At 35.3% G+C, this 25025-nt stretch carries 28 protein-coding genes and 1 riboswitch; of the genes, 16 read left to right on the top strand and 12 right to left on the bottom strand.

The window, feature by feature from the left end; all coding sequences use genetic code 11:
- Positions 1-114: 114 nt before the first annotated feature.
- Positions 115-552, top strand: coding sequence for a peptidylprolyl isomerase (locus tag KPL75_RS06890; protein WP_000853785.1), 438 nt, complete (start codon positions 115-117; stop codon positions 550-552).
- A gap of 484 nt (positions 553-1036) precedes the next feature.
- On the top strand, positions 1037-1405 hold the full coding sequence (gene ribT / locus KPL75_RS06885; protein ID WP_000908403.1) for a GNAT family N-acetyltransferase RibT: 369 nt from the start codon (positions 1037-1039) through the stop codon (positions 1403-1405).
- Between the two features lie 20 nt (positions 1406-1425).
- Here the strand turns inward: ribT and KPL75_RS06880 are convergent, their stop codons facing one another.
- On the bottom strand, positions 1426-1944 hold the full coding sequence (locus KPL75_RS06880) for a DUF309 domain-containing protein (RefSeq protein WP_219919950.1): 519 nt from the start codon (positions 1942-1944) through the stop codon (positions 1426-1428).
- A 99-nt stretch (positions 1945-2043) separates the two neighbouring features.
- Positions 2044-2139 carry a YjcZ family sporulation protein gene (locus KPL75_RS06875; RefSeq protein WP_000510194.1) on the bottom strand — a complete coding sequence of 32 codons (96 nt, stop codon included), beginning with the start codon at positions 2137-2139 and terminating at the stop codon, positions 2044-2046.
- A gap of 169 nt (positions 2140-2308) precedes the next feature.
- Between KPL75_RS06875 and KPL75_RS06870 the strand changes: the two genes are divergently transcribed.
- The 6 genes from KPL75_RS06870 to phnF all read left to right on the top strand — a co-directional run bounded on the left by KPL75_RS06870 (position 2309) and on the right by phnF (position 7566).
- On the top strand, positions 2309-3052 hold the full coding sequence (locus KPL75_RS06870) for a segregation/condensation protein A (RefSeq protein ID WP_219919949.1): 744 nt from the start codon (positions 2309-2311) through the stop codon (positions 3050-3052).
- A gap of 157 nt (positions 3053-3209) precedes the next feature.
- Positions 3210-3782 carry an SMC-Scp complex subunit ScpB gene (gene scpB / locus KPL75_RS06865; protein ID WP_002088435.1) on the top strand — a complete coding sequence of 191 codons (573 nt, stop codon included), beginning with the start codon at positions 3210-3212 and terminating at the stop codon, positions 3780-3782.
- Positions 3783-3860: 78 nt separating this feature from the next.
- Positions 3861-4763, top strand: a complete 903-nt coding sequence (locus KPL75_RS06860) for a ComEC/Rec2 family competence protein (RefSeq protein WP_219919947.1) — start codon at positions 3861-3863, stop codon at positions 4761-4763.
- Positions 4764-4969: 206 nt separating this feature from the next.
- The gene (nagA, locus tag KPL75_RS06855; RefSeq protein ID WP_219921076.1) at positions 4970-6112 is read left to right on the top strand and encodes an N-acetylglucosamine-6-phosphate deacetylase; all 1143 of its coding nucleotides are present in this window, start codon (positions 4970-4972) and stop codon (positions 6110-6112) included.
- 4 nt (positions 6113-6116) lie between these two features.
- Entirely contained in the window at positions 6117-6905 is a 789-nt protein-coding gene (gene nagB / locus KPL75_RS06850) for a glucosamine-6-phosphate deaminase (RefSeq protein WP_002033913.1), read from the top strand.
- Positions 6835-7566, top strand: a complete 732-nt coding sequence (gene phnF, locus KPL75_RS06845; RefSeq protein WP_078172874.1) for a phosphonate metabolism transcriptional regulator PhnF — start codon at positions 6835-6837, stop codon at positions 7564-7566. Before nagB ends, phnF begins: the two co-directional genes overlap by 71 nt.
- Positions 7567-7639: 73 nt before the next feature.
- On the opposite strand, the gene KPL75_RS06840 is transcribed toward phnF, so the two are convergent.
- Positions 7640-8458, bottom strand: coding sequence for an HAD family hydrolase (locus tag KPL75_RS06840; protein ID WP_219919945.1), 819 nt, complete (start codon positions 8456-8458; stop codon positions 7640-7642).
- 165 nt (positions 8459-8623) lie between these two features.
- Here KPL75_RS06840 and glcT point away from each other — a divergent pair, with 165 nt between their 5' ends.
- The 4 genes from glcT to ptsP all read left to right on the top strand — a co-directional run bounded on the left by glcT (position 8624) and on the right by ptsP (position 13985).
- Positions 8624-9472 (top strand): glucose PTS transporter transcription antiterminator GlcT, encoded by an 849-nt coding sequence (glcT, locus tag KPL75_RS06835; RefSeq protein ID WP_219919943.1) that lies wholly within the window; start codon positions 8624-8626, stop codon positions 9470-9472.
- A gap of 339 nt (positions 9473-9811) precedes the next feature.
- Entirely contained in the window at positions 9812-11875 is a 2064-nt protein-coding gene (ptsG, locus tag KPL75_RS06830) for a PTS glucose transporter subunit IIABC (protein ID WP_000473171.1), read from the top strand.
- A 134-nt stretch (positions 11876-12009) separates the two neighbouring features.
- Positions 12010-12273 (top strand): phosphocarrier protein HPr, encoded by a 264-nt coding sequence (ptsH, locus tag KPL75_RS06825; protein WP_002033915.1) that lies wholly within the window; start codon positions 12010-12012, stop codon positions 12271-12273.
- The gene (gene ptsP, locus KPL75_RS06820; RefSeq protein ID WP_144504347.1) at positions 12273-13985 is read left to right on the top strand and encodes a phosphoenolpyruvate--protein phosphotransferase; all 1713 of its coding nucleotides are present in this window, start codon (positions 12273-12275) and stop codon (positions 13983-13985) included. The genes ptsH and ptsP overlap by 1 nt, the downstream gene beginning before the upstream one ends.
- A gap of 93 nt (positions 13986-14078) precedes the next feature.
- Here ptsP and KPL75_RS06815 read toward each other — a convergent pair whose 3' ends face one another.
- From KPL75_RS06815 to KPL75_RS06805, 3 genes are all read right to left on the bottom strand, one after another.
- The gene (locus KPL75_RS06815; protein ID WP_219919941.1) at positions 14079-14444 is read right to left on the bottom strand and encodes a DUF3915 family protein; all 366 of its coding nucleotides are present in this window, start codon (positions 14442-14444) and stop codon (positions 14079-14081) included.
- A gap of 196 nt (positions 14445-14640) precedes the next feature.
- A complete protein-coding gene (locus KPL75_RS06810; RefSeq protein ID WP_002088422.1) occupies positions 14641-14859 on the bottom strand; it encodes a hypothetical protein in 219 nt (72 codons plus the stop codon).
- 237 nt (positions 14860-15096) lie between these two features.
- The gene (locus KPL75_RS06805; RefSeq protein ID WP_219919939.1) at positions 15097-15714 is read right to left on the bottom strand and encodes a nitroreductase family protein; all 618 of its coding nucleotides are present in this window, start codon (positions 15712-15714) and stop codon (positions 15097-15099) included.
- 330 nt (positions 15715-16044) lie between these two features.
- On the opposite strand from KPL75_RS06805, the gene KPL75_RS06800 reads away from it, so the two are divergent.
- The 4 genes from KPL75_RS06800 (at position 16045) to KPL75_RS06785 (ending at position 19780) form a co-directional block, all read left to right on the top strand.
- On the top strand, positions 16045-17337 hold the full coding sequence (locus tag KPL75_RS06800; RefSeq protein WP_219919937.1) for a GGDEF domain-containing protein: 1293 nt from the start codon (positions 16045-16047) through the stop codon (positions 17335-17337).
- Between the two features lie 91 nt (positions 17338-17428).
- Positions 17429-18559: a serine hydrolase domain-containing protein gene (locus KPL75_RS06795; RefSeq protein WP_219919935.1), complete on the top strand. Its 1131-nt coding sequence runs from the start codon at positions 17429-17431 to the stop codon at positions 18557-18559.
- A gap of 4 nt (positions 18560-18563) precedes the next feature.
- Positions 18564-19442 carry an NAD(P)-dependent oxidoreductase gene (locus tag KPL75_RS06790; RefSeq protein WP_219919933.1) on the top strand — a complete coding sequence of 293 codons (879 nt, stop codon included), beginning with the start codon at positions 18564-18566 and terminating at the stop codon, positions 19440-19442.
- A 5-nt stretch (positions 19443-19447) separates the two neighbouring features.
- On the top strand, positions 19448-19780 hold the full coding sequence (locus tag KPL75_RS06785) for a DUF3909 family protein (RefSeq protein WP_071746935.1): 333 nt from the start codon (positions 19448-19450) through the stop codon (positions 19778-19780).
- 213 nt (positions 19781-19993) lie between these two features.
- On the opposite strand, the gene KPL75_RS06780 is transcribed toward KPL75_RS06785, so the two are convergent.
- The 6 genes from KPL75_RS06780 to KPL75_RS06755 all read right to left on the bottom strand — a co-directional run bounded on the left by KPL75_RS06780 (position 19994) and on the right by KPL75_RS06755 (position 25024).
- Positions 19994-20269 carry a hypothetical protein gene (locus KPL75_RS06780; RefSeq protein WP_219919931.1) on the bottom strand — a complete coding sequence of 92 codons (276 nt, stop codon included), beginning with the start codon at positions 20267-20269 and terminating at the stop codon, positions 19994-19996.
- Positions 20270-20585: 316 nt separating this feature from the next.
- A complete protein-coding gene (locus tag KPL75_RS06775) occupies positions 20586-21098 on the bottom strand; it encodes a 1,2-dihydroxy-3-keto-5-methylthiopentene dioxygenase (RefSeq protein ID WP_219919929.1) in 513 nt (170 codons plus the stop codon).
- On the bottom strand, positions 21076-21714 hold the full coding sequence (locus KPL75_RS06770; protein ID WP_219919927.1) for a methylthioribulose 1-phosphate dehydratase: 639 nt from the start codon (positions 21712-21714) through the stop codon (positions 21076-21078). The genes KPL75_RS06775 and KPL75_RS06770 overlap by 23 nt, the downstream gene beginning before the upstream one ends.
- The gene (locus KPL75_RS06765) at positions 21711-22370 is read right to left on the bottom strand and encodes a 2-hydroxy-3-keto-5-methylthiopentenyl-1-phosphate phosphatase (protein WP_219919925.1); all 660 of its coding nucleotides are present in this window, start codon (positions 22368-22370) and stop codon (positions 21711-21713) included. The genes KPL75_RS06770 and KPL75_RS06765 overlap by 4 nt, the downstream gene beginning before the upstream one ends.
- On the bottom strand, positions 22367-23611 hold the full coding sequence (mtnW, locus tag KPL75_RS06760; RefSeq protein WP_219919923.1) for a 2,3-diketo-5-methylthiopentyl-1-phosphate enolase: 1245 nt from the start codon (positions 23609-23611) through the stop codon (positions 22367-22369). Before mtnW ends, KPL75_RS06765 begins: the two co-directional genes overlap by 4 nt.
- Before the next feature lie 64 nt (positions 23612-23675).
- Positions 23676-23781: riboswitch (SAM riboswitch) on the bottom strand.
- Between the two features lie 52 nt (positions 23782-23833).
- Positions 23834-25024: a pyridoxal phosphate-dependent aminotransferase gene (locus KPL75_RS06755; RefSeq protein ID WP_219919921.1), complete on the bottom strand. Its 1191-nt coding sequence runs from the start codon at positions 25022-25024 to the stop codon at positions 23834-23836.
- Position 25025: the final 1 nt, after the last annotated feature.

Here is a 25025-nt window from a genome sequence, read left to right as displayed (position 1 = left end):
ACCTAGCTTTTTCCACATTTCGAAAAAGAAGTATGCAGATTGTCGGATTCTTTTTGTTTCTCGTCATGAATATGGTAATATAGTGCTGAGATAGTTGAAAGGAGACATATACATATGAAAACTTTAGGATACATATTAATGGAAAATGGCGAAAAGATCGATTTAGAATTTTTCCCAGAAGAGGCACCAAAAACAGTAGAAAACTTTAAAAAATTAGCAGAGCAAGGATTTTATGATGGTGTGACATTCCACCGCGTTATTCCTGGCTTCGTAAGCCAAGGTGGAGACCCAACAGGCACAGGTGCAGGTGGCCCAGGTTACTCTATTCCATGTGAGACTGATGGAAATCCTCATAGACATCTTGTAGGATCACTTTCTATGGCACATGCTGGTCGTAATACAGGTGGTAGCCAATTCTTTGTTGTTCATGAGCCACAACCGCATTTAGATGGCGTACATACTGTATTCGGTAAAGCAACAAGCGGTATTGAAACGGTATTAAACATGCGTCAAGGCGATGTAATGAAAGAAGTTAAAGTTTGGGAAGAATAAGTTATGAGAAAAAGAGAGCGATTTTGCTCTCTTTTTTATTTCCTATAAACAGGAATTGGTATATATTTTAAAGTATATGACACAAATAGGACGGCTACTAACGTTAAATTATATTGTTCATGAGAACATACTTTTAATAAAATACATAGAATGGAGTACGAATTATATGCTTCAATAAATGTATTTCTCTTAACATATTGCTTTTGGTAGAACTACTTTGTTCAAATGTGGTTAATAAGTGCAATGTGATGAGAAGGGGATTTTCCTTTTAGTTCCTATACAGTATTGTCTCTTTTTTGAGCAGTGTAATAGAAAGAAATAGCGTGGAAACATATATTTGACTTTCTTCTTAACGCTTTGTATGATTATCAAGTTGTTTCAGCCTCTTCTCACTCTGGTAAAAATATTGTAGAATGAATGTGATATGAAAAGAGTGATTGATGGGATAAATAGTTTATAACTTTTGTAAGAAGGGATAAGGGTTATGTTAATTCGTTTTAAAAAAAGTTATGAAAAAATTGCAATGGGGCTTCTTTCATTTATGCCAACTGAAAAAGATGTAAAAACATTACAATTGACAATGAAAGAGTATGAAGCGAAAGAGGATTGGCAATTGTATTTGTGGAAACAAAATGAAGATTTTGTTGGGATAATGGGAATTATAAAAAAAGAAGATCAGGTATTGGAAATTCAGCATTTGAGCGTGAATCCGTCTCACCGTCATATGGGGATTGGGACGAAGATGGTTCAAGAGCTTAAGAGTAAATTTCTTGAGTTTACAATTTGCGGAAATGAGCAAACAGCAAGTTTTTGCAAAAAGTGTAAAGAGCTTGAACAAAATATACATTCATGAAAGCAGGGATAAGTAGTTTATTATCTCTGCTTTCTTTTTTGTAGTTGTTCGTGTCGTTCAGAAATGACTTCTGTTCGATCACGCAAAGTGTGCTTATTTATGATGTATTCACCAGGAATGACGGTCACATCTTTCCAAGAGAGGTTTTGTTTCTTACATAACTGTATGCATTGTTTTTCTAACGATGCGTCTAATAATGGTAAAAATAACGGTGTGAAAATGTCTTCTGTATGGATAGATTGTAATCTTTCATTTAACAAGAATAGTAGCTGTTTATGATCTATTCCTAATTGTTGTAAAGATGTACTGTTCTTTTCTAAAAGTGCTATTGCGCTTTTTATCATCTTCTCTGCACCATTCCAGTTCGATCGTCTGTGATGGTATAAGGAAACAGCAATTTGAATGAGACCGACTAAGTAATTGTCGCGTTCTCCTCTAGGTTTTAATTTCCAATACTCTTCTAATATTTCATGACATTCAAAATAATCATAGTCTCCGTGAAAATGAATTAAAAATTGTATGTACTCGGTAGGATACATTTGTTTCACTCCTGTCTAACGGTTATATGTACAGTTTATCATAGAAATATTAACAATAAGCGACTAGGGAAATATCCCTAGTCGCTTTATTGCTTCCTATTAGCAGAAGCAAGCTGCTCCTACAATGATTAGTAAAATGAACAGTACAACAAGTAATGCGAACCCACCGCTAAAACCGCAATCAACGTGACCCATAGTTTTTTGACCTCCTACATTGTTCTTACTACATTGTTATCATATGAAGCGGTGGGCATTATGACATGGGCATAGGTCTATTTTTAATTAAATTTCTTAAAAAGGTTGGATAGAACATGAGTATGCTCTATACTTATGTTGTTATAGAAAAAATGTGGTGGGATGCTTTGTGCAGTATAATTTTAAAGTAGAGGCTTTTGAAGGGCCTTTAGATCTATTGTTACACTTAATACATCGTTACGAAATTGATATATATAATATTCCTGTAGCGGAAATTACAGAGCAATATCTATCTTATGTCCATACGATGAAAGAATTACAATTAGATGTTGCCAGTGAGTATTTAGTAATGGCTGCAACGTTATTACAAATTAAAAGTAAAATGTTGTTACCGAAACAAGAAGAAGATGTACCTGATAACGGTGAAGACTTTATAGATGACCCTCGTCAAGAATTGATGGAGAGGTTAATTGAATATAAGAAATATAAGCAAGTTGCTACTGAGTTAAAAGAAAGAGAACAAGAAAGAGCACAGCTATATACACGTCCGCCAATTGATTTTACATCATTTCAACAAGAAGAGGAGACAAGCTTACCTCTTGATGTTACGTTATATGATATGTTAGCGGCATTTCAAAAGCTAATGCGTCGTAAAAAAGCAAAGACCCCCGTAACAACGCGAATTACTCGCCAAGAAATACCAATTGCACAGCGAATGACTGATATTCTACAACAGTTAGAAGTAAAAGGCGGTCGTCAAAGCTTTTATGATTTGTTTGCTGATGAAGAACGCGAAATAATGGTTGTAACATTTTTAGCGGTTCTTGAGCTAATGAAAAATCAACAAATCATAATCGAGCAAGAACATAATTTTGATGAAATTTTCGTGTTAAGCTCTAATAAATCCTTATAGAGCCAGCATGTGAAGATGGAATAGAAACATTTTATCTTATGTTAGGTTTTAATGTATCGTTTGGAACGAGAGAAGAAATATTGAACCGAACGCATTTACTGTGATTCGGTTTTTTTATGTGTATTTTTATGGAAAATAGGAGGAAGGAGCTCGTAAAATGGACAGAAAAGAACAAAAAGCGATTATTGAAGGGCTTTTATTTGTTGCAGGTGACGAAGGGATTTATCCGGAACAGATAGCAAAAGTTTTGGAAGTTGAAGTGGAAGAAGTAATAAACAGTATAGAGGAAATGCAAAAAGAATGTGAAGGGTCGAATCGAGGTTTGCAAATTGTACAATATGCAAAAGTGTATCGTTTTGCAACAAAGAAAGAACATGCTGCATACTATCAAAAATTAATAAATACCCCAACAACGGCTTCATTGTCTCAAGCAGCTCTTGAAACGTTGGCAATCGTTGCGTACCGTCAACCGATTACAAGGACAGAAATGGAAGAGATTCGAGGAGTGAAAACAGACAAGGCATTACAAACGTTAGTTTCACACTTACTTATAAAAGAAACGGGAAGAGCGGAAGGGCCAGGGCGCCCTATTTTATACGGAACGACGAAAGAATTTTTAGATACGTTTGGGTTGAAAACATTAGATGATTTACCACCTCTTTCGGAAGAAAATGAACAAATGAATGAAGCAGATTTATTCTTTGGTTCTTTACAGGAATTATCAAAATAAAAGCTTAGCATTTTGCTAAGCTTTTTTTGTATATCAATTACAGAGCGTGCCATACTAAATGAAAAAAGGAGACGAGTTATGAAAGGTGTACGGAGTATTCTATTGTTGGTTTCTGTTTTATTATGTTTTTCGTTAAACAGCGCATCGGCTAAAAGATATATGATGTCTATTCATACTACGTCTTCTATACATATGCAGCGGCAACATTTTGGTAAAATGAAAGTGAGTTTTTTAAACGTTGGACAAGGTGATGCAACACTTATTACATTGCCAAATGGTCAAACGATGTTAATAGATGGGGGCCCTTATGAAGCGGGAGAGGTTATTATTCAAAAACTAATTGAAAAAGGAATTAATCATTTAGATGTGATTGTAAGTACTCATCCTGATATGGACCATATAGGGGGGCTTATTCCAATTGTAGAACAAATGCCGGTTTCACTCGTATTAGATAGTGGAAAAACATATAGTTCATTTACTTATCATACGTATCGGAATAATATTAAAAAAAGGGGCATACCTTTCATTTCAGTGAAGGAAGGACAATATATACCGCTAGATCCACATGTTTCTATACAAGTATTGAACAATGGTAAATCGAAAGACGAGAATAATGAGTCTTCAATTGTGTTAAAGATTCGATATGGTAAAGCGGACTTTTTATTAATGGGTGATGCTGATATACGGACGGAAAATGAAATATTAAAGCAATTTGATGTACATGCAGATGTATTAAAAGTTGGGCATCATGGCTCATATACTTCAACGAGTGAAACGTTCTTAAAAAAAGTAGATCCACAATTCGCTATTCTTTCGTACGGGAGTAGAAATCCGTATGGGCATCCTCATCAAAGTGTAGTAAGACGATTAAAACAGCGTGGTATAATGATATATGGAACAAACAAGCGTACTGTAGAAATAGAAACAGATGGCGAACAAATTACTATGGGGGCTAGCGGTCTTATGCCATTACTTAAGTAACTAATTATATAAGAGGGTATTTTCCATTTTGGAAAAAATGAATAATATATATTATAATGAAAAAGAAATCAATTTCCTTTTTTCGCTGAACGAAGAGGAAATTTCATTAGAATGTATAGACAACTACTTGTGTGTATATTAAGATGGAATTAGGCGAATAAGGTAATAATAATAAGTAGGTATTTCATGGGAAAGGATCGATGAAAATGAAAACGCAAGTTGTCATCAATGCCAAAATTTATACAGGTAAAGAAGTAGTGGGAAACGGATTTATTCGTTACGCAGAAACAGTTAAAGAAATTGGTTTGATGGCTCAATATGTATCACAAGAAAATGAAACTGTGTTAGATGTGGCAGGAAAGATTGTGATTCCAGGTATGATTGATGTTCATATTCATGGTGGATACGATATTGATGCGATGGATGCAAATAGCGATGGATTAGTAACTCTTGGTAAAGAAATGTTAAAAGAAGGAGTTACAACTTACTTCCCAACAACAATGACACAAGCTCCAGAAGCGATTGAAGCGGCGCTAAGTGCTGCGAAGGAAGCGAAAGATAAAGGAGCACATTTCGAATATATTCACTTAGAAGGACCATATGTTTCAAAAAAACGTGCGGGTGCACAACCACTTGAACATATTGTTCCTGCGAGTATCGAGCAATTTAAACAATGGCAGGAAGCAAGCGGTAATCTAATTAAATTAGTAACATATGCACCGGAAGAAGCAGGTGCGTTAGAGTTTGAACAGTATCTTGCTGAAACAGGTGTTGTTGGCACAATGGGGCATACAGATGCGATTGATGCACAACTGAAAAATAGAAAAATTACACATGCAACACATTTATACAATCAAATGCGTGGATTACATCATCGTGAACCAGGAGTTGTTGGTCATGTGTTATTAAATCCAGATGTAATGGTTGAAGTAATTACAGATGGTATTCACATTCACCCTGATATGGTGAAATTAGCATATAAATTAAAAGGACCGAAAAAAGTAAGTGTCATTACAGACGCAATGCGCGCAAAAGGTCTTGAAGATGGATTATATGAACTTGGCGGACAGCCAGTACATGTAAAAGATGGCAGTGCCCGATTAGAAGATGGAACGTTAGCTGGTAGTATTTTAAAAATGGATCAAGCTTTCCGAAATGTAATTGAATTTACAGGATGTTCAATCGAGGAGGCAGTGTTAATGACATCAGTTAACCAAGCAGAAGAGTTTGGATTAAATAATAAAGGTGCGTTAGCGGTAGGGAAAGATGCAGACTTTGTTGTGATGACTGAAAATTTACATGTATATGATACCGTTCGTTTAGGAATTCATATGAAGGAAGGGAAGTAATTAAATGAATATTCTTGTTGTAAAAACTCCAGAGGAATTAGCAGAAGCAGGTTATAAGTTAATTAAAGAGGTTGTAAAATCAAAAGAAAATCCAACTTTAGGAATGGCTACAGGAAGCTCTCCATTAGGTATTTATGCAGAAATGCGAAAAAATAAACTTGATACAAGTCATGCAACCACTGTAAACTTAGATGAGTACGTAAATTTACCACACGAAGATAAAAACAGCTATCACTATTTCATGCAAGAACAGTTGTTTGATCATCTTCCATTTAAACAAACTTATGTACCGAATGGGATGGCAAGTGATTTAGAGGAAGAGTGCAAGCGTTATGAAGGCATTCTAGTAGCTAACCCAGTTGACTTACAGATTCTTGGAATCGGTGAAAACGGTCACATCGGATTTAATGAGCCAGGAACACCATTTAATTCTCCAACTAACATTGTAGAATTAACAGAATCTACGCGCCAAGCAAACCTTCGCTTCTTTGAAAATGAAGAAGATGTGCCAACTCATGCGATTACAATGGGAATTGGAAGTATTATGAAAGCGAAACAAATTCTACTTGTTGCTATGGGATCTAAAAAGGCAGAAGCTATTAAAGAATTATTGCAAGGTGAATATAGTGAGGCGTGTCCTGCGACAGTTTTACAACGTCATCCGAATGTAACCGTAATCGCAGATCCAGAAGCTCTATCTTTATGCAGTGAGGCGATTGCTGATGAACATCGACAAGTATTCACCATTTCCGATCTATTATCAGATTCAAGAGTGGGTGAAACAGCTAATTGAGGAAGGTGAATGGAAGCCGGGAGATAAAATTCCATCTGAGAATGAACTTTGTGATAAGTTCGAAGTGAGTCGTATGACAATCAGACAGGCGATTAATAACTTAGTGGAACAAGGTTATTTATACCGGAAACGTGGGATTGGAACGTTCGTCCAACTTCCGAAAGTGGAGCAAAAGTTGCAAGGAATGACGGGATTCACAGAAGATATGATTTCTCGTGGTATGAAACCGAGCAGCCAGTTATTAAGTTTCCGCCTAGTTCCAGCTACTGCTAAAATAGCAGACCGGCTGAGAATACAAGAGGGAGAATCGGTTTATGAAGTGAGGCGTACGCGCTTAGCTGATGACGAACCGATTGCATTTGAGACGACTTATTTGTCACCAACTCTTGTGAAAGATATTAACGAAGAAATATTGCAACAATCTTTATATGAACATTTAGAGAAAAAACTGGGCTTTAAGCTTGTTCGCGCTACTCAATCAATTGAAGCTTCAATTGCAACGGATAATGAAGCTGAACATCTGCATATTCCTAAAAAGGCGCCTGTACTTGTAATGCGTCAATGGTCATATTCAGAAGGTGAGTTACCGTTAGAGTATGTGAAATGTATTTATCGTGGGGATCGTTACAAGTTTATTACGAATATCGCACGTAACAAGTAATATATTTCAGTTTGTGAAGTACAGTGAACTTTGATGTTTTCAACATGTAAAGAACTAAAAATACGACTCATCCTTATAAGGATCGAGTCGTATTTTTAGTTGCTTCTTCATTATAAACAAGTACTTGGTTAACGGCATCTTTGACAGTATCTACTACATAGTGAGCGTGCTCTTTTACCGCGTCATCAGCTTGAGACATAGCAAAACTATGAGGAGTTAAAGAAAACATTGGAATATCATTGTAAGAATCCCCTATGCACGCGATCTCTTCTGGTTGTATTTGAAACTCTTGTAATAAAACAGAAATAGCAGAACCTTTACTAATATTTGGTGGCATTACATCTAAACATTGTTCAGCTGAAATGAAAGTACTAACTTTTCCACGGAATTTTTCATCAATCTTTTTTTGAAGGAGTTGTAAGTTTTCCTTTGTTCCACCGATAGAAATTTTATTTGGAAAAATTGTATCATCGATTTTCTGTAATAAATTTGGTTCTTCAACAGAAGTCATTGTTATTTGTTTTTCGAGGTCATGAATAAAAGGTGTCTTTTCTTCAATATAGTAATTATGCTCATCACTTACATAACGGAAATAAGGGTCTTCATTTGTCATTGCTAACAAATCAGGTAGAATACTGGAATCGAATGTTGCAGATAATAGTTGTTTATTTTCTTGTGTATATACGAAAACACCATTCACACTAATGCGATGGAAATTTGTATTTACAGCCTTCATTAAGTCTGCGATTTCATTATCAAGTCGCCCGGAAGCGAAACAAAGAATAACATTTTGCTCAGCAAGACCGCGAAGTGCTACAATATCTTGTTCATCAATTAGACCTCCATGTTGCATCATTGTACCGTCAATATCACTTACAAACATTTTAATCATGTTGCAATCTCCTTTCTATGTACAGTTGCCCTTACATTATACGCATCATATACAAACATGTCTAAAAAATGAATTTTTATTAAATGGTAGATGTTTTATATTGACGAAAAAGAAGAATGTTCTGTAACATAAAAGTAGGCTATTTAAGTACGAGGGTGGTGTTATATGAGTAATTATCTAGAAATTAAAAAAGTTTTAAATAATAATGTCATCATTGCTAGCCATCCTGAACACGAGGAAGTAGTAGTGATCGGTAAAGGAATTGGATTTGGGAAAAAGGCTGAAGATGTGTTGGAGCAAGAACAAATTGAGAAAATGTTTGTTTTAAAAAATGAACGTGATCGAGAACAATACAAACTTTTAGTACCACATGTGAGTGAAAAGCTAATTGAATTGATGAATGATATTATGTTATATATTCAAGAAAAAGCGGAGTCTCCATTAAATGAACATATTCATATCGCTTTAACAGATCATATTTCTTTTGCAATTAAAAGACTGAAACAAGGATTTACAATAGATAATCCTTTTTTAGTTGAAACGAAAATGCTATATCCAGAGGAATATAAAATTGCTGAAGGAGTTGTGCAACTTTTAAATTCTCGTTTGCAAATTATATTGCCAGAAGGAGAAGTTGGCTTTATCGCACTCCATATTTACAGCTCGCTTACAAACTCTGATTTATCTTCTGTTAATCAAAATTCCCGTCTTATTGCACAACTTGTGTCTTTAATTGAGATAAACCTGCAAATTACATTAGACCAAGAAAGCATTCATTATTTACGCCTTATTCGTCATTTACAATATGCTATTGAACGGGTGAAAAAAGGAGAAAAAGTAGAAGAAGCACAAAGTTTTGCTGATTTATTAAAGATGGAATATCCAGTTTGTTATAATTTGGCGTGGAAACTAGTCAAAGTAATGCAGAAAGAATTGCAACTTCCTGTTTATGAAGCGGAGAGTATTTATTTAACGATGCATTTACAACGATTAGTGAAAGCAGAACATGTGTAAAAAGACATATATTTTTGTCTAAAATGAAAACGTTAAAAAAAATGATTGAATCGCTTACAATAGTTATGTATAATAACTATTGCAAAGTTATACAAAATTCGACAAACACATTAAGGTAAATAACGAAAACGTTTGCTTTAATTATAGTGAACTTATACGTAATCCTATTTTTGACACGTGTTACTGATTCGATCAGGCATGAGTGGAGAAAAGCTGGGAATGTAAGCTAAAGAAAGGGACATACTACCCTTTGTATAGCTATCGTTCTATCTTTTTTTCCTCATGCCTTTTTGGCGTTTGTCGAAAAGTATCAATATAGATAAGAGAGGAAGGGTTTCCATGTTTAAGAAGATCTTTGGTGTTCTTCAAAAAGTCGGAAAAGCGCTTATGCTTCCAGTAGCGATTTTACCGGCAGCAGGTATTTTACTTGGATTTGGTAATGCATTTCAAAATCCACAGCTAACAGATGTTATTCCTGCTTTAAAAGCAGATTGGTTCGTAATGGTTGCAAAAATTATGGAACAATCTGGTGATATTATTTTCGCTAACCTTGCATTATTATTCGCAGTTGGGGTAGCAATTGGTTTAGCTGGTGGAGACGGAGTAGCTGGTTTAGCAGCATTCGTCGGCTACTTAATTATGAACAAAACGATGAGTGTGTTCTTAGAAGTAGATAAGCTAGTGAAAGTAACAAGTTCTGGAACAGATCCAGTGAAAATTGGATTTGCAGATCCAGCATATGCAAACGTATTAGGAATTCCAACGTTACAAACAGGAGTATTTGGTGGTATTATCGTCGGGATAGTAGCTGCATATTGCTACAATAAATACTTCAACATTGAATTACCATCATACTTAGGTTTCTTTGCAGGTAAGCGTTTCGTACCGATCGCAACTGCAACATTCTCTTTAGTAGTAGGTATTATCATGTGCTTCGTTTGGCCATACATTCAAGGTGGCTTAAATACGTTCTCACATCAAATGATTGATGCAAATAGAACGTTAGCAGCATTTATATTCGGTTTAATCGAACGTTCATTAATTCCATTTGGATTACATCATATTTTCTATTCGCCGTTCTGGTTCGAATTCGGTCAGTATACAAATGCAGCTGGCGAATTAATCCGCGGTGACCAAAAAATCTTTATGGCACAGTTAAAAGATGGTGTGGAATTAACAGCAGGTACATTTACAACTGGTAAATATCCGTTCATGATGTTCGGTCTTCCAGCAGCAGCTTTAGCGATGTACCATGAAGCACGTCCAGAAAATAAAAAATTAGCAGCGGGTATTTTAGGATCTGCTGCATTAACATCATTCTTAACAGGTATTACAGAACCACTTGAATTTTCATTCTTATTCGTAGCACCAGTATTATTCGGAATTCACGCTGTATTCGCTGGTCTATCATTTATGACAATGCAAATTTTAGGTGTTAAAATTGGTATGACATTCTCTGGTGGTTTAATCGACTTTATCTTATTCGGTGTACTACCAGGTCGTACGGCATGGTGGTGGGTAATTGTTGTTGGTCTTGTACTAGCAGTTATTTACTACTTCGGATTCCGTTTTGCAATCCGTAAATGGAATTTAAAAACACCTGGTCGTGAAGTAGCAAATGCTAATGACGGTGCAGGAAAAACAGAAGCAGGAGAACTGCCACGTGAAGTATTAGTAGCACTTGGTGGTAAAGAAAACATCGCTTCTTTAGATGCTTGTATTACTCGTTTACGCGTTCAAGTTAACGAACAAAAGAATGTAAATAAAGACCGCTTAAAAGAGCTTGGAGCAGCTGGTGTACTTGAAGTTGGAAATAACATTCAAGCTATTTTTGGACCGAAATCTGACACATTAAAATCACAAATTCATGATATTATGTCAGGTCGTACACCTCATGTTGAAAAAGAAGAGCCTGTAAAAGTGGAAGAAACTCCTCAACAAGTTGATGAAAATGAAACAATCGTTTCACCAATTGAAGGGAAAATCTTACCGATTACAGAAGTACCTGACCAAGTATTCTCAGGGAAAATGATGGGAGATGGATTTGCGATTGAGCCAACAGAAGGAACAGTAGTTTCTCCAGTTAATGGTGAGATTGTAAATGTATTCCCTACAAAACATGCGATTGGTATTCAGTCTGAAGGCGGAAAAGAAATTTTAATCCACTTTGGTATTGATACTGTAAAATTAAATGGTGAAGGCTTTGAAGCGCTTGTAGCACAAGGTGATAAAGTGAAGCAAGGACAACCATTATTAAAAGTAGATCTTGCATTTGTAAAAGAAAATGCACCATCTATTATTACACCAATCGTCTTTACAAATTTACAACAAGGGCAACAAGTCGAATTGAAAAAAGATGGAAATGTTAAAAAGGGCGAAAACGCTATTATTGACATTCAATAGGAATTTGACGCAAAATGTTTATAATTATAATAGGCGATGTGGTTGACCGAACATCGCCTATTATATACAATAGGTGATGTAGTACTCACGTCTATACAACTAAAAAATACGTAATTTAAAGGAGATAAATTATCATGGAAAAAATCTTTAAAGTAACTAGCGACTCAGGAATTCATGCTCGTCCAGCAACTCTACTTGTAAACACTGCAAGCAAATTCGGTTCTGACATTAACTTAGAGTATAACGGGAAGAACGTTAACTTAAAATCAATCATGGGTGTTATGTCTTTAGGAATTCAACAAGGCGCGGAAATTAAGGTCACTGCAAATGGTGATGATGCAGCTCAAGCACTAGCAGCTATCGAAGAAACTATGAAAAACGAAGGATTAGGAGAATAATGACTCTTAACATTCAAGGGATCGCTGCATCAAGTGGGATTGCTATTGCAAAGGCTTTCAGACTTGAGAATCCTGAATTTAACATTGAAAAGAAATCAATTACAAACGAAGCTGCTGAAATTGCACGCTTAGACGCTGCGCTTGAGAAAGCAAAATCTGAACTAGAAGCTATTAAGGACCACGCTTTTGCTGAGCTAGGTGCTGATAAAGCTGCTATCTTTGAAGCACATTTATTAGTATTAAATGATCCAGAATTAGTAAATCCAGTAAAAGATAAAGTAAATAGCGAAAAAGTAAATGCTGAATTTGCAATGGATGAAGTTGCATCAATGTTTATTTCTATGTTTGAAAACATGGATAACGAATATATGAAAGAACGTGCTGCGGATATTCGCGATGTAACAAAACGTGTTCTTGCACATTTACTAGGAATTAACTTCTCAAATCCTGGTACAATTTCTGAAGAAGTAATCATCATTGCTGAAGATTTAACACCATCTGACACAGCTCAGTTAAACCGTAAGTACGCAAAAGGTTTCACGACTGATATTGGTGGACGTACATCTCACTCTGCAATTATGGCTCGTTCTATGGAAATTCCTGCAGTTGTTGGTACGAAAGTTGTTATGGAGAAAATCCAAAACGGCGATATCGTAATCATCGACGGCTTAGATGGAGAAGTAATTGTAAACCCATCTGAAGAAACTCTTCGTTCTTTTGAAGAAAAGAAAGCGAAATTTGAAGAGCAAAAAGCTGTATGGGCAAAATTAAAAGACCAAGCGACTGTAACAAGTGATGGACATCACGTTGAGCTTGTTGCTAATATCGGAACACCAAATGATGTACAAGGTATTATCGATAATGGCGGAGAAGGCGTTGGTTTATACCGTACAGAATTCTTATACATGGGCCGTGACAATCTTCCAACAGAAGAAGAGCAGTTCGAAGCGTATAAAGCAGTTCTTGAAGGTGTAAAAGAAGATCAACCAGTCGTTGTTCGTACACTTGACATCGGTGGAGATAAAGAGCTTCCATACTTACATTTACCAAAAGAAATGAACCCATTCTTAGGATACCGTGCAATTCGCTTATGTCTTGATGAGCAAGATGTGTTCCGTACACAACTTCGTGCATTACTTCGTGCTAGCGTATACGGTAACTTAAAAATTATGTTCCCAATGATTGCAACTCTTGATGAGTTCCGTCAAGCGAAAGCAATCTTATTAGAAGAGAAAGAAAGACTTGTTCAAGCGGGTACAACTGTTTCTGATTCCATTGAAGTTGGTATGATGGTTGAAATTCCAGCTTCAGCAGTATTAGCAGATCAATTCGCAAAAGAAGTTGATTTCTTCTCTATCGGAACAAATGACTTAATCCAATACACAATGGCTGCGGACCGTATGAACGAACAAGTAGCTTACTTATACCAACCATATAACCCATCAATTTTACGTCTTGTAAAAATGGTTATCGATGCTGCTCATAAAGAAGGCAAATGGGCTGGTATGTGTGGTGAGATGGCTGGAGATTCACTTGCTATCCCATTATTATTAGGCTTAGGTTTAGATGAGTTCAGTATGAGTGCAACATCTATTCTTCCTGCAAGAACACAACTAAGCAAGTTGTCAAAAGCAGAAATGGAAACATTAGCAGAAAAAGCATTAACAATGTCAACTGCTGAAGAAGTTGTTGAATTAGTTAAAAGCATATAATAAAAAAACCTGAGTCGATTTGAAATCGGTCTCAGGTTTTTTCTATGAGAAAAGTAAATCTTATTTTCTTACTATAGAGGATAAGGAACAGAATTAGATAGCGATTGCAATAATATCAGTTGGGCATACACGTAAAATGCCAGTAAAAGTATTTTGATTTTGATTGTTCTTATCGTCTTTATTATTATTATCTTTGTCGTTATTATTACGAGCTAAAGCAGAGAAAAGAGCAACACCGTTACAGAATCCTTCAAAAATTACATTGCGGAATGATTGATGGCCTCTAATGCTTAAAAGAGAAATTTCTGTTCCAACTGAAATGGTAGCAAGTACGTTACATACAGCAGGTCGGTGTGGTCTAACTTCTTCTCTTTCTCTCTCTTTCTCGCGATGGTCACACTCTCTTTCACGATGATGACATTCTCTAAAGTTATCACAGCATCCAAATGATCCAAACATAATCCTCATCACCCCCTTCACACTTATAATCTATGTAAGTTCGGTAGTCGGTGACTGGACAGATAATGGAAATTTTTCTAGGGGATTTTCTCATTTTAAATGACTAGATGGGTATTTAGTATGGAATGATGTTTAAAATAGGGGAAATGCCACAAAAAAATGTAAAGACCACCGAAATGAATGAAATAGGTAGCCTTTACACTTTTTTACTTTTATATAAAACGATGATATATACAGGAAGAGCTAAGAGTAGTGGTGCAATGGATCGTGCAGTATGTTTTTCTGCTTCTAATTGTAACGCTTCTTCTTTTGGGAATTGTAACACTGATATGTTTGCAGCATCGCCAATAAAATATAGCAATAGTACAGTTACTATGTAACTTAAAAGTGCGATAAAGCTTCCGTATGAACTCAATGAAAATCCCTCTCTTGTTATCTATTTGTTATCATTGTATCACAATTGTAACAAAAATACACGGTTATATTTCTATACTTTAACAAATTTCGACATAAAACGTCATATTTGTTTATGGGGATAGCATAAAAATTACGATTTCTCTATGTATAGATGTCGAATAATACATTGTAATATTACGGATGTGTGACAGAATAATAAAAAAACGAAGGTAATGAAATTACCTTCGTTTTTTTATTATTTCGCCCATTCACTCACTTGTTCTACGCTCATGCGTGGTGCAGGGTGACCTTTTAAAGTTGATTCACCAATTGTAATAAGCATAATTGGTACGTAACGAGATGAAACATTAAATTCTTCCATTAGTGCTTGTGGGTTGAAACCACCAATTGCGCAAGTATCCCAGCCAGTTGCTTTAGCAGCAAGCATAAGTTGCATTGCTGCTAAAGCAGCATTTGAAAAGGCAGCATCTCGTGGGTATTGCTCACGAGTATATGCAGATTCAATGTTTTTAGCTAAGCGCTCTTTTGCTTCTTCTTTCATAAATCCTTGTTCTACAATTGGACTGTAAACAGGTTCAACATTTTTATATGCTTCTAAATCACCTAAAATAGCGACTACGGCAGAAGCATCAAGAATTTGTTGTTGGTTATAAGCAATTGGGTGTAATCGTTTTTGTACGTCTTCGCCTTGGAAAACAAGGAATTTCCAGTGTTGCAAGTTCCAAGCAGAAGGTGCTTGAGCAGCTGCTTTTAAAATTTCGTGTAATTCTGTAGATGAAATTTCTTTTTCAGGGTTGAATGCACGTGTAGATGTGCGTTCATATAAAACGTTAAAAAAGTCACTGTTTGTCATTATATATCCTCCAAATTGCATATCAGCTTAATTTAAAATACATGAAATATATTCTACTTACATTTTGTAAGTTATTGAATTTAAGAATATAATAACTTTATTTTAATTGTCAAGTTTTAAGTAATAAGGAGGGCATTCATACAAACGATACAATTCATATAATCATACACTAAAAAAGGAATTTCTAGAGTAGATAAGCGAAGATAACATTCTCAATTAGCTTGTTAATATGTATCCCTCACTAATCGGATGTTTTTGAGAACAATCTTTTATAAAATGATTGTGAGGAATTCAGCAAAACAAGATATATGAAGTGAGTGAAGACTAGTGATGAACATACTACATTTTTTATTAGAGAATACTGTTTTCCAAAATGTATTACAAGATCTTCAGTTGAATGTCCTTTATATAGAAGATGGATGTACACATCAACAAACGATAGAAAATGTCCATCCAAAATGTATGTTTATAGCAAATAGTTTTGAAGAAGGCGAAACATTGTTTCATAAGACTAAACCACATATTGTAATTATGTATGTAACAGATTTTGCTCAAATAAAATATATAAAGAATATATATGATTCACGGAGTACATTCATTATCATTTGGGATCAACAGATAACAAACGAGTTTACAGAGGTGCTTACGTTAGGAATACGTAATATTGTGATAGCGCCAGTAACTCCACAAGTAGTGTTAGAGGAAGTGAATAAGAGTCTGTATCAACTTTCTTTAGTACGGCAAGTAAGTTTGCAACAAGAACTACTTCAGACGATGTTTGATTTTCAAAATGATCTATTATTTATAGTAGAAGATGATGAGATTGTTGATTGTAATACGAATTTTTTAGAGTTTTTCGGATATGAAAATTTGTTTGCTTATCGTGAGCAACATTTAGTATTTGCTGAACATTTTATTAGAGAAAATGGATATTATTCAACGACTCATGATATAACATGGTTAGATGATACATTATCATATGATAGAAGAATTAAGATGTCCAATTATGAAGGGATCGTATCAACATTTTTATTACGTGCGACACCGTTGCCAGAAGATTTATCGAGATTTATTGTAAAGTGTACAGAGATTACAGAATTAGACGAAATCTATCAAGAGCAAGAAAGACTTGCTATGATAGATTCATTGACAGAGATTTATAATCGTTTGAAGTTCCAACAAATACTAGAGCTAGAGTGGGACAATGCAATACGTAACGATGAAAAATTAGCACTTATTTTATTTGATATAGATAATTTTAAAACAGTAAATGACACATATGGCCATGATTTTGGCGATTTAGCATTAATACAACTTGCAGATCTTATGAAATCTAAAGTGGAACATCAACATATATTTGCAAGGTGGGGAGGAGAGGAATTCATAATATTAGTGACAAATACGGTAGAAAAAGAAGCTTTTCAAGTTGCGGAATCATTGCGTTTTTTCATTGAAACAAAGCAATTCACTGGAATCTCAAAATTAACAGCGAGTTTTGGAGTTGCGTTACATGAGAAAGGGATTACTAAAGAAGAATTAATGCAAAGAGCGGATATTGCATTATATGAAGCAAAAAAAAATGGGAAAAATCAAGTATGTATATATAGAAAAGAAAAAATGTGATTTTTCGCAACAAATTGTTGCGATTTTTTTTTATTGCCTGATAATAGAATAGGGGAGACCATTCTTCACGAAGTAATTATGGAGGAACAATATGAAAAAAAAAATAATGATTATGGCTTCACTGTCTGCTGTAGTTTGCGGCGGAGTATACTATTTTCTCTATAGTCCAGATTTAAAGGAACAAGCAGTATTAACAACAAAGGTAACTCCCGCTATTGAGTCAGAGGTACAGGATAATATAGAAGAAGTACAAAAAATTGATTATGCTAGTATATCTCAAAAGTTAGATCAATATTTAGTAGGAAAGCAATTTAATGGGACAGTTTTGGTGACAGATAAAGAGCATGTTATATTGAATAAAGGATATGGATATGCTGATATTCAAAATAAAATAGAAAATACGCCTCAAACAAAATATCGTATCGGTTCTATTACGAAAACAGTTGTTGCTACGTCCATTTTACAGTTGCAAGAACAAGGGAAGTTAAATATTCAAGAGAATGTAAATAAGTACATTCCTTCATTTCCAGCAGATAAAAATATCACGTTATATCATTTATTAACACATACTTCTGGTTTACCTGAACATGCCAAAGGAAATGTGAATGCAGCCTCCCGTTTACAGTTAATTAATTGGATTGGACGTCAAAATGTAGAATTTCCTGCAGGAACAGGTTGGAGGTATACAGATTATAATTATATGGTGCTTGCTTATATTATAGAAAATATATCGAAAAAGCCTTTAGGAGATTACATAAAGGAGAATATATTTACAAAAGCAGAGATGCATGAATCAGGTATGGGAAATATGGTGCCTGGAGATAAAAACTTCACGAAGGGTTATGTGAAGAAAGATCAAGAACTTGTACCAGCGCAAAAATTAGGAATGGACTGGTTATATGGATCTGGTGAGATGTATACGACAGTAGGGGATATGAAAAAATTAGATGAAGCGATTATAAATGGAAAGCTTCTTTCTGAACAAAGTATACAAGCGATGTTTACACCTTCAGCAGAACGGAAATATGCATTTAGTTTTTATATATATCCGGACTATTTTCATAATCATGGTGTATTATCTGGTTGGAACACTTTCAATAATTTTAATAAAGAAAAAGGAACTTTTGTTATTTTATTTTCAAATGTGAAAAATAGTATGGATGATGATTTTAATAAAGAGTTCCGAAAGATGGTAAATGATTTATTAGAACAAAGGGGATGAGAAAATGGAACGTAAAACTTTATCAATAGGTTTCATCGGTATTGGTGTAATGGGAAAAAGTATGGTATATCATTTAATGCAAGGCGGTCATAAAGTATATGTATATAATAGAACGAAAGCGAAGGCAGCTTCTTTAGTGCAAGATGGTGCCAATTGGTGCGATACACCGAAAGCGTTAGTAAAGCAAGTTGATGTTGTTATGACAATGGTTGGTTATCCTCATGATGTAGAAGAAGTGTATTTTGGGGTAGATGGAATTTTAGAACATGCAAATGAAGGTACGATAGCGATTGACTTTACAACATCTACACCGACATTGGCAAAACGTATCCATGAATTTGCGAAGAGTAAGAATATATATACACTGGATGCACCTGTATCTGGAGGAGATGTTGGCGCTAAAGAAGCAAGACTCGCAATTATGGTCGGTGGAGAGAACGAAGTATATGATAAATGTTTGCCGTTATTTGAAAAGCTAGGAACAAATATTCAGCTGCAAGGACCAGCTGGGAGTGGACAGCATACAAAAATGTGTAATCAAATTGCGATTGCTTCCAACATGATTGGAGTATGTGAAGCTGTTGCTTATGCGAAAAAGGCTGGACTTAATGCAGATAAAGTATTAGAGAGTATTTCGACAGGAGCAGCAGGTAGCTGGTCATTAAGTAATTTAGCTCCTCGAATGTTAAAAGGAGATTTTGAACCTGGTTTTTATGTAAAGCATTTTATGAAAGATATGAAGATTGCTTTAGATGAAGCTGAAAAAATACAATTACCAGTACCGGGTTTAACCTTAGCGAAGGAATTGTATGAAGAACTAATAGCAGATGGAGAAGAGAATAGTGGAACACAAGTATTATACAAAAAGTATATAAGGGGGTAAATGAGATGGATCTCCAAAAGTTTGATGAGATGATTGATGCTGTGCAGCAATCAACTTGTGTACAGATTAATGATAAGCAAAAAGAAGCTTTTAAACAAAAATACGATTTTGAGCCAAGTTTTGAATATGGACGAGATGAGAAAGGGCATTATGTTATCCGAACTTCGAAAAAGATGTTAGAGGAAATGGATTTTTATTTGGCATTGAAATATGATCGAGATGGAATTGCCCTTTATATGCATGCTGAGATTGAAGGGACATGTCACGTATCTGTTAGCTATAGTGAAGATGCACTTCATTTGCAAGAATTGTTTCAATTTCTAGAAGAAAATAAATAAAAAGTCCTCATCTGAGGACTTTTTATTTATTTAGGCAGGCATAATATTTAAGTTGGATAATTTATCCCGCTATTTGTGGGTAGTAAAACTCCCACCTCAAAATTCAGCTGGAGCAGAGAAGTTAGGTGGGAGATCAACTGCCCGTAAACGCCCGATTGGTGAAGGCTAATAATCAGTGGGGATGAACAAAACCCCACTGATTAAAGTTTCACTTTATAGGCTGGAAGCACGGCGGCATCGTTCAATTGGGAATGGAATAACTTGTGCAATGTGATTAGGACCAAACTGTTTCGCACGAGCATGGCGTAGTATATAAAATGCGCACAGGATAGAAACAGGAATAGCGCCGTACAAACCGAAAAATAAAGCGCTTACACAAGATGCGACAAAACCTAAAACACCAACTTCTAATTCTTCCATAATAGCTCCTAAAATGACAGGAATAGCTCCGCATATAACTCCTAGTATAAGTGCGATAAGTAAACTCATGATTATCCCCCTCTGCTTGCAATATTCTTTTCCTTCTTATTAGTTGTAGTATATCATATATAAAACAGAATTTTCAGAAAAAATTCAAAAAAGTTCAATGAATGTTCAAAAAGTGTTCCGAAATGCACTTGAAAAAATGAAAGTGTGATTTGAGATATTTAATTTGAATAAACGAAAGGGACAAAGTATTTTAGTGAATAAAAAATCAGGCTTACTTCAATGTTATGAAATAAGCCTGTTCCATAGGAGGATGTATATATGTAGAGTGAATAAAAGATTGGAAAAGGGGTTCCAATCTTTTATTCAACTAGCTACCTTAATAAATTGGAACCCAACCTTCTGTTGTAACAAAAATACGAATAGCTACAACTTGGCGATCATCTTGTAAGGTAAAATAATGTCTTGCATTTTCAGATACAGATATAAGATCACCAGGCTCAAGTTCAACGTCAAAGAATCGACCATCTTTTCCTTCAATAGCGAAGATGCCATGACCACTGACAATAAAGCGAACTTCATCGTCAGTATGATGGTGTTCTTTTTGGAAATTAATTAATAACTCGTCAAGGTTAGGTGTGCTACTAGAAAGTGAAATCACATCATATGCTTTATAACCTCGGCGCTCTGAAACATCAGCAATTTCTTTTGAAAACACCGTTAATATTTCAGCTTTGTTTTCATCTGTTAAGGAGTAATTTTCTTTTAAATGAGTAGGAAGTTTAGAAATATTCCATTTCTCATATAAAACATCTTCTCCTTGTAGAAAGTTTGATACCTCTACTTCATTTTCAATACGAGTATTTTCCTCATGAATACGAATTTGCGCCATTAGAAACGCCTCCTTGAATTGATAATAGTTTTATATGAAATTGGAATAAAAACTCATAAGCTTCTAATCTTTTTTTTGCATCAAAGCTGTCACGGCCCCATACGGTAATGCCATGGTTTCGAATTAATACTGCTCCTGAATCTCCTTGTATATGCTTTCGAAATTTCTCTCCAAGCGTTGGGATATGAGCATCATTTTCGATAATAGGAATGTTAATCGATGCATCTTCTTCCCAAATATCAAGAGCTTTAATAATTTCTTGATTTTGAAGGGTGACTTTATCGCTATACAAATTTGTGATGACATTATTATCAGTTGTATGAACATGAAGTACGCACCCGGCATTCGTACTGTTATAAATATGTGTATGCAATATTGTTTCTGCTGAAGGGCTTAACTCAGTTTCTAACACGGGAACTCCTTGATGATTTACTAATAGAAAATCATCTGGAGTGGTTTTTGTTTTATCTTTTCCACTTGCTGTAATAAGAAAAGTAAGGGGATCATGACTGACTTTTATAGAAATATTTCCACTTGTTGCTGGAAACCAATTCCGAGTTGTTAATTCTTTTTTTATTTCACTTAAGTCATACCATTGACGAAAAAGTTGTTTCATGATTTTACCTCCAACAAATGTTGTAATTCGACTTGAATATCGTGAAATGTGTTAAAGGGTGTATAAGCAATATGATTTTCTTCACATTTTGTAATAAGGAAGTCACGGGCAAATACTTTATCTGCTTGTTTTGCTGCTTGTAAATCAGTAATAGAATCTCCTATCACAATATGAAAATCATCTTTAGAGCTTAGTTTACGAATTAATGATGATTTACAGAGACCGCAACTATGCTGACATTGCTCGTCACAAGGGTGCGGCCATTTAACTTCAACAAATTCTCCTGAAAAGTTAGTTGCATTACAATAAATTTGTTCTTTAGGGATTATTTCTTGTAAGAGTGGATAGACGAAGAAATCCATTCCACCTGATATAACGTAAAAGGAAATGTTATTTTCATTAATAAATTGTATGAATTCATGAAAACCTGTACGGATTTCAGCAGTTTCTTGTAAAAACTGAATAATATCATCGTGTAGATTAATAGGTATTAATCGAAATAATTGAGAAACACCTTCTTGAATAGAAAGTTCTTGCGATAAAATTCTTTGCTTTATTTCCTCTGCTTCTGGTGGTGCGAATTTTTCCATAATGGACATAATGTTATCGTTATTTGTAATCGTACCATCGAAATCACAAAACACTTGAATACTCATAATTTCACCTCATGAGAGGGATTGCCCCATATTTGTAGTGCGCTATGCAAATTTATGTCATCTACTTCATGGAGTAGTTTACCTTGCAAAGTAGCATCAATTGCAGTACGGAAAGCTTTTCCACCACCTTGCGCCCCATACGGATGCCCATGTATGCCGCCGCCCGCATTAATAACAACATCTTTACCGAAATCTCGTAGAATAAAGGGAACGAAACCAGGATGAATGCCAGCAGATGGGACAGAGAAACTTTTTTTGAAAAATGCATCGTCTTCAGTTAAATAGTTTGAAATGTTGAGAGCATCTTCCTTTTCTAACGCAACACTTCCGTATGGGGACGGGAATAAAGAAAAATCAGCACCAGCATAACGTAGTAGCTTTCCAAGTAATAATGGAGATGAGACCCCATATAGCTTGGATGCTGAATAAGCACCACTTACAGCAGGGTGTGCCATAATAGGAACTGGGATTTCATCATCTTCTGCAAGTGATTGTAGTACATCTAGTCCGTAAGCAAATACATTAAATAATAGAATATCAGCACCAGCTTGCACTGCGCGTTTCGCATTTTCTTTTAAGTCGAAAGTTCGCCCTGTTAAATTTGCGGCATATAACGTTTTATGGCCGTATGTTTCATATACGGATTGTAAAACTTCTTTTCCAGATACAATTCGCTGCGCAAGTGGTGTTAAGGAGTTCTCAAATAAAATTTCATCATCTTTTACGATATCTACACCACCAATTGCTTGATCGCGTAATTGAGTTTTTAAGTATCCAATATTTCGCCCAATCATTCCTTTGAAAATGCTCATTAAAAGAGGACGGTCATACACTTGTACAAGATTTCGAATACCATCTATACCGAACTTTGGACCAGGGAAATGCTTTTTTAATTCGTCTGAAAACGTTAAGTCAATTAATTTCACTTCGCCATCAAGTGATAGTTTTCCGAATGTAGTTGTTAAAATCGCTGGTAAATCTGGACTGAAATTTAATAATGGATATTCGATTTTAATAATCCCACGTTTTACTTTTTTGCGTAGATACGAATTGATATGTTCTTGTTCATCTAATTCCTCAATATGAATGACGTTGCCTTTATGTTGTTTTAATTGTTCTTGTAATAAATGTGGCAAATGAGTCCAAGAGCCAATTGTTAAACCGAGTGCAATTTGCTCAGCCTTTTTGTCTAAGTTATGTGAATCGTCATGGATTAAATACGTCGCTATAATTCCGCTCATTGTTATAACCTCCTAGTTAAATAAAAAAACCTCTCAGCTAAGGAGAGGTTTTTTTACAACCAGCTCCTTATCTGTCAGCGTAATGCTGCGAGAATTAGCACCGTGTCTACAATTGTAGATCGGTTGCCGGGCTTCGTCGGGCTCGTCCCTCCACCTGCTCTTGATAAGAAGTATTTAGAAATGTTTAAATTTTTAAGATAACTGAATTTTGTCAGATATTTTTCATGTTGTCAATGACTTTTTGAAAAAATTTAATTTATCAATTCGATTAATTGCTTCTCGTAATCGTTCTTCTGTATGCAAGAGACCAACGCGGACGTATCCTTCACCGTGTTCACCAAATCCAACACCAGGAGCAACTGCAACGTGTGCTTTTTCTAGCAAAATATCAGAAAATTCCTCAGATGTATATCCTTCTGGTACAGGAAGCCATGCAAAGAATGATCCGGTTGGAATATCTACATTCCAACCGATGGAGTGACAAGCTGAAATAAGAGAGTTTCTACGAGATTCGTAACTATTTACAAGGTCTACGACGCAAGATTGTGAACTTAATAGCGCTTCGCGGGCAGCGTCTTGAACTGCACCAAAAATACTAACATACATATGATCTTGCAATAGGTTAATTGTTTCGATGACACTTTCATTCCCCACTGCAAAAGCAATACGCCATCCAGCCATATTGAAAGTTTTGGATAATGTGTAAATTTCAATTCCTGTATCCTTTGCACCGTCTGCTTGCAAGAAACTAACCGGCTTTTGACCATCAAACCCGATAGCACCGTAAGCAAAATCGTGAACGACTAATATATTATGTTTATTAGCAAAATGAATGGTTTCATCAAAGAAATCTTTTGATGCAGTAGCACCAGTAGGATTGTTTGGATAGTTTAAAAACATTAACTTTGTGCGCTCTGCAATAGAGTCATCAATCTTCGTATAATCCGGTAAAAATTTATTTTCCGCGATAAGAGGCATTGTTTCAAATTGCGCTTTTGCTAAAGCAACTCCGGATAAATAATCTGGATAGCCTGGATCTGGAACGAGAATGGTATCACCTGGATTTGTAAAACAAATCGGTAATTCTACTAATCCAGCCTTCCCACCAAACAAAATAGAAACTTCAGTTTTTGGATTTAACTTGACACCGTATTCACGGTTATAGAATGTTGCCACGGCTTCCTTTAAGCTTGCATGTCCGCGAAATGGCGGATATTTATGATGAATGGCCTTTTCCGCAGCATGTTGTAAAGCTTTTACGATATGCTGCGGTGTTGGTTGATCTGGATTACCTTGACCTAGATTAATAACATCGTGACCAGCCGCAACGACTTTGTTAACTTTTGCAACAAGTGAAGCGAAAAATTGTGTTGGCAATGATGTTACTATCTCAGAAGGTTGAAATAATTTCATA

Origin of the sequence: Bacillus sp. NP247 (genome assembly GCF_018966865.1) — a bacterium.
GTDB lineage: Bacteria > Bacillota > Bacilli > Bacillales > Bacillaceae_G > Bacillus_A.
This window is presented reverse-complemented; position numbering and strand designations above follow the sequence as displayed.

Coding starts and splice junctions, on each gene's coding strand:
- KPL75_RS06755 (WP_219919921.1), bottom strand. CDS start 25,024: ATGAAATTATTTCAACCTTCTGAGATAGTAACATCATTGCCAACACAA.
- KPL75_RS06875 (WP_000510194.1), bottom strand. CDS start 2,139: ATGGGTCACGTTGATTGCGGTTTTAGCGGTGGGTTCGCATTACTTGTT.
- KPL75_RS06860 (WP_219919947.1), top strand. CDS start 3,861: ATGAAAGGTGTACGGAGTATTCTATTGTTGGTTTCTGTTTTATTATGT.
- KPL75_RS06840 (WP_219919945.1), bottom strand. CDS start 8,458: ATGATTAAAATGTTTGTAAGTGATATTGACGGTACAATGATGCAACAT.
- ptsH (WP_002033915.1), top strand. CDS start 12,010: ATGGAAAAAATCTTTAAAGTAACTAGCGACTCAGGAATTCATGCTCGT.
- KPL75_RS06815 (WP_219919941.1), bottom strand. CDS start 14,444: ATGTTTGGATCATTTGGATGCTGTGATAACTTTAGAGAATGTCATCAT.
- ribT (WP_000908403.1), top strand. CDS start 1,037: ATGTTAATTCGTTTTAAAAAAAGTTATGAAAAAATTGCAATGGGGCTT.
- KPL75_RS06770 (WP_219919927.1), bottom strand. CDS start 21,714: ATGAAACAACTTTTTCGTCAATGGTATGACTTAAGTGAAATAAAAAAA.
- mtnW (WP_219919923.1), bottom strand. CDS start 23,611: ATGAGCGGAATTATAGCGACGTATTTAATCCATGACGATTCACATAAC.
- KPL75_RS06880 (WP_219919950.1), bottom strand. CDS start 1,944: ATGTATCCTACCGAGTACATACAATTTTTAATTCATTTTCACGGAGAC.
- KPL75_RS06775 (WP_219919929.1), bottom strand. CDS start 21,098: ATGGCGCAAATTCGTATTCATGAGGAAAATACTCGTATTGAAAATGAA.
- KPL75_RS06890 (WP_000853785.1), top strand. CDS start 115: ATGAAAACTTTAGGATACATATTAATGGAAAATGGCGAAAAGATCGAT.
- scpB (WP_002088435.1), top strand. CDS start 3,210: ATGGACAGAAAAGAACAAAAAGCGATTATTGAAGGGCTTTTATTTGTT.
- ptsG (WP_000473171.1), top strand. CDS start 9,812: ATGTTTAAGAAGATCTTTGGTGTTCTTCAAAAAGTCGGAAAAGCGCTT.
- phnF (WP_078172874.1), top strand. CDS start 6,835: ATGAACATCGACAAGTATTCACCATTTCCGATCTATTATCAGATTCAA.
- glcT (WP_219919943.1), top strand. CDS start 8,624: ATGAGTAATTATCTAGAAATTAAAAAAGTTTTAAATAATAATGTCATC.
- KPL75_RS06790 (WP_219919933.1), top strand. CDS start 18,564: ATGGAACGTAAAACTTTATCAATAGGTTTCATCGGTATTGGTGTAATG.
- nagA (WP_219921076.1), top strand. CDS start 4,970: ATGAAAACGCAAGTTGTCATCAATGCCAAAATTTATACAGGTAAAGAA.
- KPL75_RS06795 (WP_219919935.1), top strand. CDS start 17,429: ATGAAAAAAAAAATAATGATTATGGCTTCACTGTCTGCTGTAGTTTGC.
- KPL75_RS06785 (WP_071746935.1), top strand. CDS start 19,448: ATGGATCTCCAAAAGTTTGATGAGATGATTGATGCTGTGCAGCAATCA.
- ptsP (WP_144504347.1), top strand. CDS start 12,273: ATGACTCTTAACATTCAAGGGATCGCTGCATCAAGTGGGATTGCTATT.
- KPL75_RS06800 (WP_219919937.1), top strand. CDS start 16,045: ATGAACATACTACATTTTTTATTAGAGAATACTGTTTTCCAAAATGTA.
- KPL75_RS06805 (WP_219919939.1), bottom strand. CDS start 15,714: ATGACAAACAGTGACTTTTTTAACGTTTTATATGAACGCACATCTACA.
- KPL75_RS06780 (WP_219919931.1), bottom strand. CDS start 20,269: ATGAGTTTACTTATCGCACTTATACTAGGAGTTATATGCGGAGCTATT.
- KPL75_RS06765 (WP_219919925.1), bottom strand. CDS start 22,370: ATGAGTATTCAAGTGTTTTGTGATTTCGATGGTACGATTACAAATAAC.
- nagB (WP_002033913.1), top strand. CDS start 6,117: ATGAATATTCTTGTTGTAAAAACTCCAGAGGAATTAGCAGAAGCAGGT.